At 65.0% G+C, this 14,935-nt stretch carries 16 protein-coding genes and 1 pseudogene; 9 read left to right on the forward strand and 8 right to left on the reverse strand.

Annotation, left to right across the window (positions count from 1 at the left end; all coding sequences use genetic code 11):
• The 4 genes and pseudogenes from BRSPCE3_RS27610 to BRSPCE3_RS27625 form a co-directional block, all read left to right on the forward strand.
• A pseudogene (locus BRSPCE3_RS27610) lies at positions 1 to 122 on the forward strand (chemotaxis protein CheW); the annotation flags it as partial.
• A gap of 62 nt (positions 123 to 184) precedes the next feature.
• A complete protein-coding gene (locus BRSPCE3_RS27615; RefSeq protein WP_018273268.1) occupies positions 185 to 550 on the forward strand; it encodes a PleD family two-component system response regulator in 366 nt (121 codons plus the stop codon).
• 131 nt (positions 551 to 681) lie between these two features.
• Entirely contained in the window at positions 682 to 1,836 is a 1,155-nt protein-coding gene (locus tag BRSPCE3_RS27620) for a chemotaxis response regulator protein-glutamate methylesterase (RefSeq protein ID WP_244069505.1), read from the forward strand.
• Positions 1,833 to 2,705 (forward strand): protein-glutamate O-methyltransferase CheR, encoded by an 873-nt coding sequence (locus BRSPCE3_RS27625; protein WP_244069506.1) that lies wholly within the window; start codon positions 1,833 to 1,835, stop codon positions 2,703 to 2,705. The genes BRSPCE3_RS27620 and BRSPCE3_RS27625 overlap by 4 nt, the downstream gene beginning before the upstream one ends.
• Positions 2,706 to 2,841: 136 nt before the next feature.
• Here the strand turns inward: BRSPCE3_RS27625 and BRSPCE3_RS27630 are convergent, their stop codons facing one another.
• The 5 genes from BRSPCE3_RS27630 to ctrA all read right to left on the reverse strand — a co-directional run bounded on the left by BRSPCE3_RS27630 (position 2,842) and on the right by ctrA (position 6,123).
• On the reverse strand, positions 2,842 to 3,999 hold the full coding sequence (locus tag BRSPCE3_RS27630) for a glutathionylspermidine synthase family protein (protein WP_244069507.1): 1,158 nt from the start codon (positions 3,997 to 3,999) through the stop codon (positions 2,842 to 2,844).
• A gap of 106 nt (positions 4,000 to 4,105) precedes the next feature.
• A complete protein-coding gene (locus tag BRSPCE3_RS27635) occupies positions 4,106 to 4,321 on the reverse strand; it encodes a hypothetical protein (protein ID WP_244069508.1) in 216 nt (71 codons plus the stop codon).
• A gap of 113 nt (positions 4,322 to 4,434) precedes the next feature.
• Complete coding sequence (locus BRSPCE3_RS27640; protein WP_244069509.1) at positions 4,435 to 4,857, reverse strand: hypothetical protein; 423 nt, start codon at positions 4,855 to 4,857, stop codon at positions 4,435 to 4,437.
• A gap of 15 nt (positions 4,858 to 4,872) precedes the next feature.
• A complete protein-coding gene (locus BRSPCE3_RS27645) occupies positions 4,873 to 5,277 on the reverse strand; it encodes a DUF350 domain-containing protein (RefSeq protein ID WP_244069510.1) in 405 nt (134 codons plus the stop codon).
• A gap of 144 nt (positions 5,278 to 5,421) precedes the next feature.
• Positions 5,422 to 6,123, reverse strand: coding sequence for a response regulator transcription factor CtrA (gene ctrA / locus BRSPCE3_RS27650; protein WP_016848562.1), 702 nt, complete (start codon positions 6,121 to 6,123; stop codon positions 5,422 to 5,424).
• A 367-nt stretch (positions 6,124 to 6,490) separates the two neighbouring features.
• Here ctrA and fliI point away from each other — a divergent pair, with 367 nt between their 5' ends.
• The 4 genes from fliI (at position 6,491) to BRSPCE3_RS27670 (ending at position 10,078) form a co-directional block, all read left to right on the forward strand.
• Entirely contained in the window at positions 6,491 to 7,816 is a 1,326-nt protein-coding gene (fliI, locus tag BRSPCE3_RS27655) for a flagellar protein export ATPase FliI (RefSeq protein WP_244069511.1), read from the forward strand.
• A 108-nt stretch (positions 7,817 to 7,924) separates the two neighbouring features.
• The gene (gene fliJ / locus BRSPCE3_RS27660) at positions 7,925 to 8,344 is read left to right on the forward strand and encodes a flagellar export protein FliJ (protein ID WP_016848565.1); all 420 of its coding nucleotides are present in this window, start codon (positions 7,925 to 7,927) and stop codon (positions 8,342 to 8,344) included.
• A gap of 222 nt (positions 8,345 to 8,566) precedes the next feature.
• The gene (locus BRSPCE3_RS27665) at positions 8,567 to 9,112 is read left to right on the forward strand and encodes a sigma-70 family RNA polymerase sigma factor (protein ID WP_244069512.1); all 546 of its coding nucleotides are present in this window, start codon (positions 8,567 to 8,569) and stop codon (positions 9,110 to 9,112) included.
• Positions 9,113 to 9,115: 3 nt separating this feature from the next.
• Positions 9,116 to 10,078 carry an anti-sigma factor domain-containing protein gene (locus BRSPCE3_RS27670; protein ID WP_244069513.1) on the forward strand — a complete coding sequence of 321 codons (963 nt, stop codon included), beginning with the start codon at positions 9,116 to 9,118 and terminating at the stop codon, positions 10,076 to 10,078.
• Positions 10,079 to 10,372: 294 nt separating this feature from the next.
• Here the strand turns inward: BRSPCE3_RS27670 and BRSPCE3_RS27675 are convergent, their stop codons facing one another.
• From BRSPCE3_RS27675 to BRSPCE3_RS27685, 3 genes are all read right to left on the reverse strand, one after another.
• Positions 10,373 to 10,573 carry a hypothetical protein gene (locus tag BRSPCE3_RS27675; protein WP_229188127.1) on the reverse strand — a complete coding sequence of 67 codons (201 nt, stop codon included), beginning with the start codon at positions 10,571 to 10,573 and terminating at the stop codon, positions 10,373 to 10,375.
• A gap of 423 nt (positions 10,574 to 10,996) precedes the next feature.
• Positions 10,997 to 13,129: a flagellar biosynthesis protein FlhA gene (gene flhA / locus BRSPCE3_RS27680; protein WP_244069514.1), complete on the reverse strand. Its 2,133-nt coding sequence runs from the start codon at positions 13,127 to 13,129 to the stop codon at positions 10,997 to 10,999.
• Positions 13,130 to 13,425: 296 nt separating this feature from the next.
• Positions 13,426 to 13,572: a hypothetical protein gene (locus BRSPCE3_RS27685; protein ID WP_244069515.1), complete on the reverse strand. Its 147-nt coding sequence runs from the start codon at positions 13,570 to 13,572 to the stop codon at positions 13,426 to 13,428.
• Positions 13,573 to 14,364: 792 nt separating this feature from the next.
• Between BRSPCE3_RS27685 and BRSPCE3_RS27690 the strand changes: the two genes are divergently transcribed.
• Positions 14,365 to 14,814, forward strand: coding sequence for a hypothetical protein (locus tag BRSPCE3_RS27690; RefSeq protein ID WP_244069516.1), 450 nt, complete (start codon positions 14,365 to 14,367; stop codon positions 14,812 to 14,814).
• The last annotated feature ends 121 nt before the right edge of the window (positions 14,815 to 14,935 follow it).

A 14,935-nucleotide genomic window follows, 5' to 3' on the forward strand; every position in this document is an offset into this window, starting at 1 on the left:
TCAACCTCGATCCCCGCATGGCCAAGCTCGCCGGCGGCGTCCACCGCCTCGACGGCCAGCTCATGGTCGTCCTCGATATCGATCGCGTGCTCGAACTGGTGCCCGACGCCAAAGCGGCGTGAGTGGGCCGACAGAACTGAAGAACTGAAACATCCCACCGGGGATGAGGAAGTAGAGGTCGCAGATGAGAACCTGTCTTGTTGTCGATGACTCAAGCGTCATTCGCAAGGTCGCCCGCCGCATCCTGGAAGGGCTCGATTTCCAGATCGTCGAGGCCGAAGACGGCGCCAAGGCGCTCGAAGCCTGCAAGCGCGCGATGCCCGAGGCCGTGCTGCTCGACTGGAACATGCCGGTCATGGACGGCTACGAGTTTCTCGGCAATCTCCGCCGCATGCCCGGCGGCGATCAGCCCAAGGTCGTGTTCTGCACCACCGAGAATGACGTCGCGCATATCGCCCGCGCGCTGCATGCCGGTGCCAACGAATACATCATGAAGCCGTTCGACCGGGACATCGTCACCGCGAAGTTCCAGGAAGTCGGGCTCATCTAGAGCATGATCCGGAAAAGTGGGAACCGGTTTTCCGAGAAGATCATGCTGACTTAAGTTTTTACGTTCGATCCGGCGGCAGAAGCCTTCGGCTCAACGGTTGTTGTGCGTCGGGTTGCGTCGCTGGTGAAGTCATGAGTGTTGCGTTGACAAGTTCTGCGGTTCCGACATCGACCCGTTCCGACAAGGTGCGGGTGATGGTCGTCGACGATTCCGTGGTCATCCGAGGGATGATCTCGCGCTGGATCGGCGCCGAGCCCGACATGGAGGTCGTGGCTTCGCTGCGCACCGGCCTCGATGCCGTCAACCAGCTCGAGCGCATCAACCCCGACGTCGCGGTGCTCGATATCGAGATGCCCGACCTCGACGGCATCTCGGCGCTGCCGCAGTTGCTGGCGAAGAAGCGCGATCTCGTCATCATCATGGCCTCGACGCTGACCCGCCGCAATGCGGAGATCAGCCTGAAGGCGCTGTCGCTCGGCGCCGCCGATTACATTCCGAAGCCCGAAAGCACGCGCGAGGCCACCGCCGCGGAGACCTTCCGCCACGACCTGATCCAGAAGATCCGTCACCTCGGCGCCAAGGCGCGGCGCAGCACCGTGCACACCACGGCGAGCCCGCCGCTTGCGCCGCGCACGGGGCTGGCCCCCGTCGCAGCGCCGGCGGCGCCGGCACAGATCGCGCGCCGTTCGTTCGGCCTGCTGCAGCCGAAGGTGCTGCTGATCGGCTCCTCGACCGGCGGTCCGCAGGCGCTGATGTCGCTGGTCGCGGAGATCGGCTCGGTGATCGATCGCGTCCCGGTGCTGGTCACCCAGCATATGCCGCCGACCTTCACCACCATTCTCGCCGAGCACCTGGCGCGCGCCAGCAAGCGGCCGGCCCATGAGGGGATCGACGGCGAGACCATCAGGCCGGGCCAGATCTATCTGGCGCCGGGCGGACGCCACATGCGCATTGCCCGCCACGGCATCGACGCCACGATCGCGCTCGACGACGGACCGCCGGTCAATTTCTGCAAGCCCGCGGTCGATCCGATGTTCACCTCCGCGATCGATGTCTGGGCGGGCAGCATCATGTCGGTGATCCTGACCGGCATGGGCTCCGACGGCATGCGCGGCGGCAAGGATATCGTCGCCGCCGGCGGCAGCGTGATCGCCCAGGACGAAGCCACCAGCGTGGTGTGGGGCATGCCCGGTGCGGCAGTCAATGCCGGCATCTGCGCCGCCGTGTTGCCGCTCAATCAGATCGGATCGAAGCTGGTTCGCGTGTTTGCGGGAGACCGCTCGTGACGCCGCTGGACTATGAGTATCTGCGCAAGCTGCTGAAGGAACGTTCCGGCCTCGATCTGTCCGCCGACAAGCAATATCTGGTCGAGAGCCGTCTGCTGCCTTTGGCGCGCCGGTCTAACCTCGCCGGCATTCCCGAGCTCGTACAGCGGATCAAGGGCGGCGCCGACAGGCTGACGTCGGAGGTGGTCGAGGCGATGACCACCAACGAGACCTTCTTCTTTCGCGACAAGGTCCCGTTCGACCACCTGAAGGACGCGGTGCTGCCGGCGCTCGCGCAGGCACGCGCCGCGCGGCGCGCCTTGCGGATCTGGTGCGCGGCGTCGTCGACGGGGCAGGAGCCGTATTCGATCGCGATGCTGCTGAAGGAAATGACCGCGCTGTTTTCCGGCTGGCGCCTCGAGATCATCGCCACCGACCTGTCGCAGGCGGTGCTGGAGAAGTCGAAGGCGGGGCTGTTCAGCCAGTTCGAGGTGCAGCGCGGCCTGCCGATCCAGCTGCTGCTGAAATATTTCGTGCAGCAAGGCGAGCTCTGGCAGCTCAACGCCGATATCCGCGGCATGGTGCAGCACCGCCAGCTCAATCTGCTGCAGGACATCTCGCATCTCGGCACTTTCGACGTGATCTTCTGCCGCAACGTGCTGATCTATTTCGATCAGCAGACCAAGGCCGCGATCTTCGGCAAGATCGCCCGGATGCTCGAGCCCGACGGTGTGCTGGCGCTGGGCGCAGCGGAATCGGTGGTCGGCATCACGACCCTGTTCAAGCCCTATCCCGACCGCCGCGGGCTCTACCAGCCGAGCGTCGTTCCCGTCGCGCGCGCCGGCGCCGCGGTCCATGCGCTGAAGGCGGTTGCGTCCGCGGCGCGGTGAGGCGGGACACCCCGCTTCATCCCCGTCACCCTGAGGAGCCGCGAAGCGGCGTCTCGAAGGGTCGACGGCCACCAGCCGGGCCGTGCATCCTTCGAGACGCGCTGCGCGCCCCCTCAGGATGACGGGGTGAGAAAAATTACAAAATCGCGTGCGGCAGGAAGCGCGAGGTGTTGCCGGTGATCGGGTTCTCGTCTTCGCGGATCGACAGTCCGCACGGCGTGCCGTTCACCAGCCAGCTGCCGAGCACCGGGTACTGCCCGGAGAAATTCGGCAGTGGCGCCAGTGCCTGGCGGATGAAGCCTTCGGCGCCGTAGGGACCTTGCTCGGCGACCAGCGTGACGCCGGCGCTGACCAGTTCGACATTGGCGCCCTCGCGCGAATAGATCGGCTTGCGCACGAACGAGGTGCCGAGCCGGGCGGCCTGCGGATCGTCCTCGAAATAGGCCGGCAGCAAATTGGGGTGGTTTGGGAACATCTCCCACAGCAGCGGCAGGATGCCCTTGTTGGACAGGATCGCCTTCCACGGCGGCTCGATCCATTGCGTCGGCGCGGCCGAAAGGTTCTTGCCGAATGCGTCGTGAAACATCCACTCCCACGGATAGAGCTTGAAGGCGAGCCGGATCGGGCGTTCGTCGAGGTCGACGAACTGGCCGTCGTCGCGCAGCCCGATCTCTTCGATGTCGAGCAGCGTGGTCTTCAGCCCGGCCTGCGCCGCGGTGTCCTCAAGATAGGCGAGCGTGCCGGCGTCCTCGGCATTGCCGGTCAGTCCGGTGAGATGCAGCGGCTGGGTCGCGCCGATCTTCTTCCAGGCCTCGATCAGCGCCTCATGGATCGAGTTGAACTGGTCGGCGCGCTTCGGGATGATGTTGCGTTGGATCGCCTGTTCGAGCCAGGTCCATTGAAACACCGCGGCCTCGAAGATCGAGGTCGGCGTGTCCGCATTGTATTCGAGCAGCCTGGCCGGGCCGCGGCCGTCGAATGTGAGATCGAGCCGGCCGTAGAGGCTCGGATTGTTACGGCGCCAGCTCGTCGCGATCAGGTCCCAATACGCCTCGGGTATCTTCAGGCGGCGCAGGGTGCGCTCGTCCTTGACGGCGCGTCCGGCGAGCTCGAGGCACATCGCGTCGATCTCGCCGGTCGGCGTCTCGATCGAGCGCTCGATCTCGTCCAGCGTGAAGGCGTAATAGGCGCGCTCGTCCCAGTAACGTTCGCCGTCGATGGTGTGGAAGGTGAAGCCGGCGTTCTCGGCGGTCGCCTGCCAATCGTCGCGCTCGGGACATGCGATGCGTTGCATGAGGGGACCGTGATCTTGAGACGACTCAATCTCGTTGATTTGAGTATGATCCTTTCGGAAAACCGCTACACACTTTTCCGGATCATGCTCTAGCGTCAGCTTCGTGTCAGCTGCCGCCGTGCGAGACATCGCCTTCGCCGTAGCGGGCGATGGTGCGCGGTGCGCCGCCGAAGCCGCCGGAGGGTGACGATTGCACGGGCTTTTTCTTCGGTCGGCGCGCGGCATGGTGACTGCGGGCCTGGCCAGGCGTCACGCCCATCGAGGCTGCGCCGATCGCGATACTTCCCATCAATTTCAGCCATATGCGGCGCGAGCGTTTCATGGACGCGATCCTGCCTTCTGCCTTGTCTGCGGAGCCGCGCCGAGTGTCCATCAGCTGCGATCGCCGGGCAAGCGAAAGCGCGATGACGCATCGATGACACCGCAAGCTGGGTGTCAGCCGCCGCCGAACCCGAATGCATGTGCGAACGATCCGAAGCCGCCGCGGCTCACCGACGAGCTCGACGACGAACTCGACGAGGAGGACGAGCCGCCCGACGAGGAGCCGCTGTAGAAGCTGCTGCGCGACGAGCCGCCGCCGCTGCCGCCCGATCCGGACGATGAACTGCGCGAGGTGCAATCGGCGCCGGGTTGCAGCGGGATCGGCGCAGGAGTGCCCGGTGTGGTGACGCCCGGTGGCGGCTGGATCGGCTGGCAATTCGTCCGCGGCATCAGCGCATAGGCGCTGCCGCCGACCGCAAGCGTGCCCATCACGAGCAGCGCGACATGGTTGGAGCGCTTGGTGGGCGGATCCGGCGGCGGCACCGCCGGCACGACCGGCCGCCGTTTGCCAAATTCCGGGTTCGGTTTGCGCGCCATGGTCAGCCCTATGGCTCAGTAGATCATGCAGGCCGCGTTCAGCGCGCCTGCGGCCAGCGAGGACAGCCCGAGCCAGATCGCCGCCGCCATTTCACCGGCGGCGATTCGCGCCGACAGGTTCGGCACCGGGATCTTCACGATGTAATAGACGATGATCTGCACGATCAGCGCGATGATGCTCCAGATCAGGCAGTCGATCACATTGGCGGAATGCGCGATCGCGCTGACCACCGGCAGCACGAAGCCGAGCAGGCTCAGGCCGAGCGCAATCGCCGCCGCCGGATCGTTGTCGCGGATCAGCTGGAATTCGTCATGCGGGGTAACGCGGGTGTAGACGAAGAGGTAGGCGACCACGGCGATCAGCGCCGTGCAGAAATAGACCAGGAACGCCGGCAGGCCGGCGAGGGATTGCAGGATCATGTCGGGGCGGTCCGGAGTTTGTCGGGATTCGCGCGACGGAGGATTGCACGTTCCTTTGGTCGGTGCATGCAGGGTGCGGGTTCAATCCCAAACAAAAACCCCGCCATTTGCGGCGGGGTCCAGGTCGAAAGCAAAGTCGGGAGGTCAGGCGGGAATGCGCTCGTCGGCCTCGTGCGGCTCGCGCAGCACGTAGCCGCGGCCCCACACGGTCTCGATGAAGTTGCGGCCCTCGGAGGCGTTGGCGAGCTTCTTGCGGAGCTTGCAGATGAAGACGTCGATGATCTTCAGCTCCGGCTCATCCATGCCGCCGTAGAGATGGTTGAGGAACATTTCCTTGGTGAGCGTGGTGCCCTTGCGGAGCGAGAGCAGCTCCAGCATCTGGTATTCCTTGCCCGTGAGGTGCACGCGCTGGCCGCCGACCTCGACCGTCTTGGTGTCGAGATTGACCACGAGGTCGCCGGTCTGGATGACCGACTGGGCGTGACCCTTGGAGCGGCGCACGATCGCGTGGATGCGGGCAACCAGCTCGTCCTTGTGGAACGGCTTGGTCATGTAGTCGTCGGCGCCGACGCCGAGACCCTTGACCTTGTCCTCGATGCCGGCGAGGCCGGAGAGGATCAGAATGGGAGTCTTGATCTTCGAGACCCGGAGCTGCTTGAGCACGTCGTATCCGGACATGTCGGGCAGGTTGAGGTCGAGCAGGATGATGTCGTAGTCGTAAAGCTTGCCGAGATCGACGCCTTCTTCACCGAGATCCGTCGTGTAGACGTTAAAGCTCTCGGATTTGAGCATCAATTCGATCGACTGCGCGACGGCGCTATCATCTTCAATCAGCAAAACGCGCATGCCAGTCCCCTATAGTCGCCGCTCCGGGCGTCAGGTCGGCCGCACTTGCGGCACTCACAAAACGCCTTTGAACAACTGATTCGGATCCTGACGAGATATGGTTAACAAAAACTGATTCCTCGACGCAAGCTCTAACCGTGCAATTTTTGTCGAATCGCCCTAAGATATTGCGTAGAAGAAGCTTTTCCTAACCGCGCTCGTTCAGTTTCCACATTAAGAGCCGGGCCTAACCGACTCTCGCGACTCGCCCTTCTTCTGATGGGCGAGCGACCTCAGTCACCAAAGACAGTGACGCAATGATTAATGATGCGGGTAAACACGAAGTTAAGCGGCCGGAGCAAAATCGTGGAAACTTAAGGTTTTCGCAATGAAGGCGCTCGCGGAGCAGATCGGCGACATCGACGGCGTCAATATTTATGGCCGTGTGGTGGGCGTACGCGGCCTGATGGTCGAGATCGCCGGCCCCATTCATGCGATGTCGGTCGGCGCCCGCATCGTGATCGATGTCGGCGCCGGCCGCTTCATCCCGGCCGAGGTGATCGGCTTCTCCGGCGAGAACGCGGTGGTGATGCCGTTCGGCGGGCTCGAGGGTGTCAGGCGCGGTTGCCGCGCCGTGATCGCCAATGCCGCGAGCCAGGTGCGGCCGTCGCCGGCCTGGCTCGGCCGCGTCGTCAACGCGATGGGCGAGCCGATCGACGGCAAGGGCCCGCTGGTGCAGGGCGCCTCGCCGATGTCCTACCGCAACTCGCCTCCGCCGGCGCATTCGCGCAGGCGGGTCGGGCCGCCGCTCGATCTCGGCGTGCGCGGTCTCAATACCTTCCTGACCTGCTGCCGCGGCCAGCGGCTCGGCATCTTCGCCGGCTCCGGCGTCGGCAAGTCGGTGCTGCTGTCGATGCTGGCGCGCAATGTCGACGCCGCGATCTCGGTGATCGGGCTGATCGGCGAACGCGGTCGCGAGGTGCAGGAATTCCTCCAGGAGGATCTCGGCGAGGAGGGGCTGGCGCGCTCGGTCGTGGTGGTCGCGACCTCCGACGAGCCGGCGCTGATGCGGCGCCAGGCGGCGTATCTGACGCTCGCCATCGCCGAGTATTTCCGCGACGAGGATCAGGACGTGCTGTGCCTGATGGACTCGGTGACGCGCTTTGCGATGGCGCAGCGCGAGATCGGGCTCTCGGCCGGCGAGCCGCCGACCGCCAAGGGTTACACGCCGACCGTGTTCACCGAATTGCCGAAGCTCCTGGAGCGGGCAGGGCCGGGCACCGGCGACGGCACCATCACCGCCATCTTCACCGTGCTGGTCGACGGCGACGATCATAATGAGCCGATCGCGGACGCGGTGCGCGGCATCCTCGACGGCCATATCGTGATGCAGCGGGCGATCGCCGAGCGCGGCCGCTATCCCGCGGTCAACATCCTCAAGTCGGTGTCGCGCACCATGCCGAAGTCGGCCGACCCCGACTTCCTCCCCTTCATCAACAAGGCGCGGCAGGTGATGGCGACCTATGCCGACATGGAGGAACTGATCCGGCTCGGTGCCTACCGGCCGGGTTCCAGCCCGGAGGTCGACGAGGCGATCCGGCTGCACGAGCCGCTGGAGAGCTTCCTGCGCCAGGCCAAGGACGAGGCCACCAGCCTGGGCGACGGCTACCGGCAACTCGCTCAAATCCTTTCGGGTTTGGAAACGGAACGCTAACTTTGTCAGGCCATCATCCCCGGCACACCATAGCTATGCCGGCGGGGCCCAGCGGGGAGCCGGCTCTGTCCCGCGTTCAGATTTGGGACTTCTGGGGAGTATGAGTCGATGAAGTCACGTGAAACGCTGATCCGCCTGAAGAAATTTCAGGTCGATGAAAAGCGCCGTCGAGTTACCCAGATCGAAGGCATGATCGCCGACTTCCAGCGCATGTCCGTCGAACTCGAGCGCGAGATCCAGACCGAGCAGGAGCGTGCCGGGATCAACGACCCCACGCACTTCGCCTATCCGACCTACGCCAAGGCCGCGATCCAGCGCCGCGAGAACCTGACCCGTTCGGCCGACGAACTGCGCGCCCAGCTCGACGACGCCAAGGCGCTGCTGTCGGAGGCATTCGAGGAGTTGAAGAAGGTCGAACTGCTCGACGAGCGCGACCAGGCGCGCGAACGCGCGGAGGAGAGCGCGCGCGAGCAGGCCGACATGGATTCGATCGGCCTGATGCGGGCCCGTCTCGGCGTCATCGCCTGATAACTCGCTCCCTCCGCCGACCAGATCTGAGAGCCCGGGCCGATCGCCCGGGCTTTTTGCTGGGCGCTGTCCACAAGCCGGCGGCTCGGCGGCCCCTTGTTATCCCCGTGTTATCCCCTTGGCGGATCGTGCTGTCCCAAAATATGCTACCACCGGTCCAGACCATGATCGGCGGCGCGGTGGCAATGAAGCGATGGGGGATGCAGGCTTGGAGGGCGCTGGATGCTGACGCCGGCTGAGCTGGTCTGGCTGATCGCCGCCGTCGCCAAGGGGGATGAGGCCGCTTTCGAGCGGCTGTACGCCGCGACCCGCGCGAAACTCTTCGGCGTCGTGCTCCGTATCTTGCGGCGTCAGGACCTCGCCGAGGAGGTCATTCAGGAGGCTTACGTCAAGATCTGGAACAGCGCCGGGCAGTTCAACCCAGCCCTGTCTTCCCCGATCACGTGGATGACGTCGATCGCGCGCAACCGCGCCATCGACGTGGTGCGCAAGCGCGGCGAGGCCTCTCTGGAGGACGAGCCGGCGGCGATGGAAGTCGCAGCCGACCAGCCCGATCCGCTGGCGCGACGGGAGATGACGGAAGAGTTGAAGCGATTGCTGGAGTGCGTCGGCCGTCTGGAGCCGGATCGTCAGAAGCTCGTGCTGCTCGCCTATTACAACGGCTGGAGCCGCGACCAGCTCGCCGCAAAGTTCGAGACACCGGTGAATACGGTGAAGACCTGGCTGCGCCGCAGCCTGATGGATATTCGGGAGTGTCTTGGACTCTGATTGATGGCCACTAGCGAAGACCATATCGCGCTCGCCGCGGAATATGCGCTCGGTACGCTCGATGCCGAGGAGCGCACGCAGGTCGAGACCATGATGGCCATCGACAGCGAGTTCGCAGCCCTGGTGCAGGCCTGGGAGTTCAGGCTCGGGCCGCTGAACCAGATGGTCGGCCTGGTCGAGCCGCGTCCGGTGGTCTGGGACAACATCAAGGCGGCGATCGGCCATGCCGGTGCGGCGCAGGCGCCGCTGGTGCTGCCGGAGACGCCGGCCGCGACGGCGGCGCCGCCGCCGATCACCGACGATCCCGGGTTCGGCTCGGCGTTCGATCCGGAGCCTGCGCAGTCAGCCGAGATCCGGCGGCTACCCGAGGCCCGGCAGCCGCGGGTCATCTTCGACGAACGCAACGTGACGGCGCTGACGGGCCGCGTGAAGCGCTGGCGCGGCATCGCCTCGGCCGCGACCGCGATCGCGGCCGCTTTGCTGGTGACGCTAGGCCTGCAGATCTACAGGCCCGACGCGTTGCCGAATGCGATCCGGCCGAAGCCGCGCATCCAGACCGTCGAAGTGAAGACGCCGGCGCCGGCATTGACGCCGTCGGCGCAGTATGTCGCGCTGCTGCAGGGGCCGAATGGCGGGCCGGCCTTCATCATGACCATCGACGGCGCCAGCAAGAACTTCACCGTCCGCAAGGTCGGCGCCGCGTCCGAGCCCGGCAAGAGCTTCGAGCTCTGGCTGATCTCCGACAAGCTGCCGCAGCCGCGCTCGCTCGGCGTGATCGGCGCGGATGATTTCACCGCACGCCCGGTGCTGTCGGGCTACGATCCCGACGTGATCAACGGCGCCACTTACGCGGTGACGGTGGAGCAGGCCGGCGGCTCGCCGAACGGCCAACCGACCTCGGCGCCGATCTTCACCGGCAAGCTGATCGAGACCGTGCCGCCAGGGTCGGGCTCGACGCCGCGATAGGCTAGTGGACCTCGTCGTCAGAGGCCCCGTCATTGCGAGCGAAGCGAAGCAATCCATCATTCCGCATGCTCGGTGACAATGGATTGCTTCGCTTCGCTCGCAATGACGTGGATAGAACTTGTGCGCCGCCTGTCACCTGCACAGTTGAGCAGCACCATCCGCACAAAAAGAAAACGCCCGTGGGGAGCGGGCGTTTTCGGTAGTCAACTTGGGGGTAGTTGGGGGTCTTAAATATCCACGTAGCGACTTTGGGGGGCTGTAAAGAACACCACGTGAATTCGTGAAACTCTCCTGTTAGCGGACCAGCGACGTGCCCGAGCTCGTGATCGCGACCGGCTTGCCGGCCTTCATGACCCGCGCCGTCTGGGTGTAACCCTCGTCCGACGAATTATGCGCCGAGATGCCAAAACCGGCGACCAGGATACCGGCGACCAAAGCCACCACCACAATCTTCAGGTGCGTCGTACGGTCAGCGCTGTAGATCGAGTGGTTCATGGAAGTCTCCTGCCGCCTTCCTGCTCTCTGTAAATCTGTCGGGTCGGTCTGTTGTCCGGTTCAACGTCTCGTGCCCCGCTAACGTAGGATTTGCCGATTCCGTTCCCTAGAGGGCATCACAAGGGCGTGATGAGACGTGATCCGGCGCGATCTAACATGACCCTTTGGTAACCCGGAACAGCATTAAACGTTTGTAATTTCAGTAGCTTGAATGAGCGCTGGAATGTTGCACCCCAGATGGGGCCGTTCCGGCCTGTTCCACATAAATCAGTTGCCTGTGGCGAGAAAACACAGGCGAAAACGCAAGTGATTTGCGGCCCCTAGAGCGTTTTTCGAGCACAGGGGAGGCCCGGTCCGCGTCAAAGACGACGTGTCAAACGACAACCTGACGCTCCGGTTCCGGCTCAGGCAGAACCGAAACTCCTACACGCTGCCGACGGTCTTCAGGCGGGCACGGGGATGAATCTCGGCCTGCGACAACACGGTGGTCTGCGAGCGGAACCGTTCCACCAGCGAGCGAACGAAGGGCCGGATCGCGGCCGACGTCACCAGCACCGGCGCCTCGCCTTCGCGCGCCGCCTGCTCGAAGGCGTTGCGCACGGCGGTCATGAATTCCGAGAGTTTCGAGGGCTGCATCGCCAGGCTGCGGTCGTCGCCTTGGCCGACGATCGACTCGGCGAACGCCTGCTCCCAGCGCGCCGACAGCGCGATCAGTGGCAGATAGCCGTTCGGCGAGGTGTTCTGCGCGCAGATCTGCCGCGCCAGCCGGGCGCGGACGTGCTCGACCATGGTGGCCGGATTGCGCGAGAACGCCAGCGCGTCGGCGATGCCTTCGAGGATGGTCGACAGATCGCGGATCGAGATCCGCTCGGCGAGCAGCAATTGCAGCACGCGCTGGATGCCCGACACCGTGACCTGGCTCGGCACGATGTCCTTGATCAGCTCGCCTTGCTCCTTCGGCAGGTCCTTCAAGAGCTTCTGCACCTCGCCATACGACAGCAGGTCGGCCATGTTGGTCTTGAGCAGCTCGGTGAGGTGCGTCGACAGCACCGTGGCGGCGTCGACCACGGTGTAGCCCTTCAGCGCGGCCTCTTCCTTCAGGCCGGCGTCGACCCAGGTCGCGGGCAGGCCGAAGGTCGGCTCGATGGTGTGGACGCCGGGCAGCTGCACCTGGTTGCCGGCGGGATCCATCACCATGAACTGGCTCGGCCAGATCTTGCCGGTGCCGGCGTCGACTTCCTTGATCTTGATGACGTAGCTGTTGGCCTCGAGCTGCACGTTGTCGAGGATGCGCACCGCCGGCATCACGAAACCCATCTCGATCGCGAGCGAGCGGCGCAGCGCCTTGATCTGCTCGGTGAGGCGGTCGGTGCCGTCGGGCCCGTTGACCAGCGGCAGCAGCGCGTAGCCGAGCTCGATCTTGAGGTCGTCGATCTTCAGCGCGGCTGCGATCGGCTCTTCCGCGGCGGCAGCGGCGGCGGCCGCGGCTGCAGCCGGGGCGGCGGCTGCTGCGGTTTCGGCCGCCTTCGCCGCCCGCTTCTGCTTGCGCGCGTTCCAGGCGAGCATCCCCGCGCCGGAGCCCAGCGCCAGGAACGGCAGCGTCGGGATGCCCGGCAGCAGCGCCAGCACCAGCATGACGCCGGCCGACATGCCGAGTGCCTGCGGATAGCCGGAGAGCTGGCGCATCAGCGCCTTGTCGGCGGCGCCGGTGATGCCGGCCTTGGAGACCAAGAGGCCGGCGGCGGTCGAGACGATCAGCGCCGGCACCTGGGTGACGAGGCCGTCGCCGACCGTCAGCACGGTGTAGGTGCGGGCGGCTTCGCTGAAGGAGAGACCCTGCTGGGCGACACCGATGATGATGCCGCCGACGATGTTGATGCCGACGATCAAGAGGCCGGCGATAGCGTCGCCGCGGACGAATTTCGAGGCACCGTCCATGGCGCCGAAGAAGCCGCTTTCGTCTTCCAGCGCCTTGCGGCGCTCCTTGGCGGCCTTCTCGTCGATCAGTCCGGCGGACAAATCGGCGTCGATCGCCATCTGCTTGCCGGGCATCGAGTCCAACTGGAAGCGCGCGGCGACTTCGGCGATGCGGCCCGAACCCTTGGTGATGACCACGAAGTTCACGATCACCAGGATCGCGAACACGATGATGCCGATCACGAAGTTGCCGCCCATCACGAAGTTGCCGAACGCCTCGATGACGTGGCCGGCGGCCGCGGTGCCCTCGTGGCCATGGCTCAGGATCAGCCGGGTCGAGGCCATGTTCAGCGACAGCCGCAGCATGGTCGAGATCAAGAGGATGGTCGGGAACGACGAGAATTCCAGCGGCGCCTGGATGAACAGCGAGGTCATCAGGATCAGGATCGAGACCGTGATCGAGACCGCCAAAAAGAGGTCGAGCACGATCGAGGGCAGCGGCAGGATCAGCACCACCAGGATGGTGAGGACGCCAAGCGCCAGCGCGAGATCGCCGCGCTTCAGGATATCGCCGATCTCGCCGAGGCTCGGCAATCCGCTCTTGCCTGCCGTGCCTTGACCCGCCGTGACGTCGACCATGGTAGCCGCTCTCCCCCGCGACTGGCGGCCGCGGCCGCCAAGCGTCTGCGCGACGGCCGCAGGGCCGCCGTTCCGAAAGTGAGGCACCGCGCTGGCGTTCACGGGGATCTCCGCCCGTTAGACGCGTTCGACGACACTCGACTTCACTCGGCAATTCTTGCCGGGTGTATGGTTAGCAAAGGGTTAATAAGTGCCATTTCGGGACCCGCGCAGGACGTCGCAGGCGCCAGGCACGCGGGATTCCCGGCCGGGGGCAGGCGAGACCGTCCGGCCGCTCCGGGGAGAGGGGGCGCGGCTTATCTCAGCGCGCCGAGCACGACGCCCGAGGCAGCGATGATGCCGAGGGTGATGACGCTGGCGCGCCACAGCCATTGCTGCCGGGCGGCGCGCCGGTCGTGGAAGGCCAGCCAGTCTCGAACGAAGCCCGCAGGGATGTCGAACACGACGGCCGGCTCGTTGTGATATGCGTCTCGTGCTCGGAATACATCGTCCGGACCGTCGGGACACCAAGCCGCTCAAGCTCGCAATGCCACTCCCAGGCATGCTTGCCGTTGGTCCAGCGATTCTCGAAGGGGATCACGTGTGATTCCATGACGAGCCTCCTGGCTCACCTGAACCCACCTGATCATTCTAGCCCAAGATTTGGGCCGGCGCGAGGATCGGCGCCGGCCGTCGCGCCGCAATCATGCCGCGGCTCGGGCCCCGTTCCGATCGAATCGGAACGGTGGTCTAGATTGCTGTTTGACGCGTTTTCTTCGCGCGAACCGGTCTCCGCTTCGCTGGAAAACGCGCTAGTTGGCGGACCGTATCCATCTGCGCCAATGCGTCGGCTGGATGTCGAGATGCCTGCTGCTGGCATGATCGACCCATTCGGTGCCGTCCCGGTGGCACGGGAACATGAGCGCGTGGACCATGCCGTCATAGTCGATGACACAGACCTCAAGCTCGCGGTCCGCTGGTGCTGACGCAACGGGTAACCACTCTGCTGGCGACGAATGCATGACGACCCTCCGACAGTTAAGCGCTTCGATCCTTGCTCTTGCGAGCTGCGCGCCATCCGGCGGGATGATAGGTCCGGACGGCGAGCCGCCTATGTGAACCGGCTCGCACTGTAGCAGTTTCTCGTCAGGATGGATCATCGTTCCACGCGCGATATTCCTGGGGCGGCCGGATTGAACTTGCCACAGCCCGGGCCCGACGAAATGCAGATTGAACGTCATGGTCGGGGATATCGGATGCCGCGCCGCACCACCGCATTGAACGGAGCGAAAGCGCTCGTGCGGCACTGCCTTGTCGCAGCCATTTGCATTTGCGCTGCGACGGTCGCAGCCGCCAAGCCGCCCGGCACCGAGGCGGTGATGATCCGCATGATCGCCTGCGACGGCGAGGGTGTCCGGATGGAGGTCTATCTGCCGCTCTCGGTCGATCGCCATATGCGGGGCGGGCAATCGGTGATCGGCTACTACACGCTGGATCTGACCGACGTGAACAAGGGCAAGCCGCTCGAGCCGGTGCGGGTTACGCTCAGTGCCGACGAGAAGACCGTGACCGTCGATCAGTACCTCCGGGGTCTGCCGCCGACCCGCATTCCGGTCGCCGGCGCCACCGTCGACTTCGACCAGCGGTTCGCCAAGCACGCGAAATGCGGCCCGTTCCAGTCGCAGGATCCGAATTTCGGCAATTGATCCGCGGCGCGCCGCCGCGAGCGTCCCCTTGCTGCTGCATGCCTAATCTCTCGGCAATGTGGCTTGACCCCGAGGCAATTGCCGACGAAGTTCCGGCTGCCGTGGCAATTTCTTCTGAATT

It is taken from the genome of Bradyrhizobium sp. Ce-3, assembly GCF_022835695.1.
GTDB lineage: Bacteria > Pseudomonadota > Alphaproteobacteria > Rhizobiales > Xanthobacteraceae > Bradyrhizobium.

Bases quoted from the DNA above. Each gene is read 5' to 3' on its own strand.
- BRSPCE3_RS27615 (WP_018273268.1), top strand. From the start codon at position 185: ATGAGAACCTGTCTTGTTGTCGATGACTCAAGCGTCATTCGCAAGGTC.
- BRSPCE3_RS27620 (WP_244069505.1), top strand. From the start codon at position 682: ATGAGTGTTGCGTTGACAAGTTCTGCGGTTCCGACATCGACCCGTTCC.
- BRSPCE3_RS27630 (WP_244069507.1), bottom strand. From the start codon at position 3,999: ATGCAACGCATCGCATGTCCCGAGCGCGACGATTGGCAGGCGACCGCC.
- BRSPCE3_RS27635 (WP_244069508.1), bottom strand. From the start codon at position 4,321: ATGAAACGCTCGCGCCGCATATGGCTGAAATTGATGGGAAGTATCGCG.
- BRSPCE3_RS27640 (WP_244069509.1), bottom strand. From the start codon at position 4,857: ATGGCGCGCAAACCGAACCCGGAATTTGGCAAACGGCGGCCGGTCGTG.
- BRSPCE3_RS27645 (WP_244069510.1), bottom strand. From the start codon at position 5,277: ATGATCCTGCAATCCCTCGCCGGCCTGCCGGCGTTCCTGGTCTATTTC.
- ctrA (WP_016848562.1), bottom strand. From the start codon at position 6,123: ATGCGCGTTTTGCTGATTGAAGATGATAGCGCCGTCGCGCAGTCGATC.
- fliI (WP_244069511.1), top strand. From the start codon at position 6,491: ATGAAGGCGCTCGCGGAGCAGATCGGCGACATCGACGGCGTCAATATT.
- fliJ (WP_016848565.1), top strand. From the start codon at position 7,925: ATGAAGTCACGTGAAACGCTGATCCGCCTGAAGAAATTTCAGGTCGAT.
- BRSPCE3_RS27665 (WP_244069512.1), top strand. From the start codon at position 8,567: ATGCTGACGCCGGCTGAGCTGGTCTGGCTGATCGCCGCCGTCGCCAAG.
- BRSPCE3_RS27670 (WP_244069513.1), top strand. From the start codon at position 9,116: ATGGCCACTAGCGAAGACCATATCGCGCTCGCCGCGGAATATGCGCTC.
- BRSPCE3_RS27675 (WP_229188127.1), bottom strand. From the start codon at position 10,573: ATGAACCACTCGATCTACAGCGCTGACCGTACGACGCACCTGAAGATT.
- flhA (WP_244069514.1), bottom strand. From the start codon at position 13,129: ATGGTCGACGTCACGGCGGGTCAAGGCACGGCAGGCAAGAGCGGATTG.
- BRSPCE3_RS27690 (WP_244069516.1), top strand. From the start codon at position 14,365: ATGCCGCGCCGCACCACCGCATTGAACGGAGCGAAAGCGCTCGTGCGG.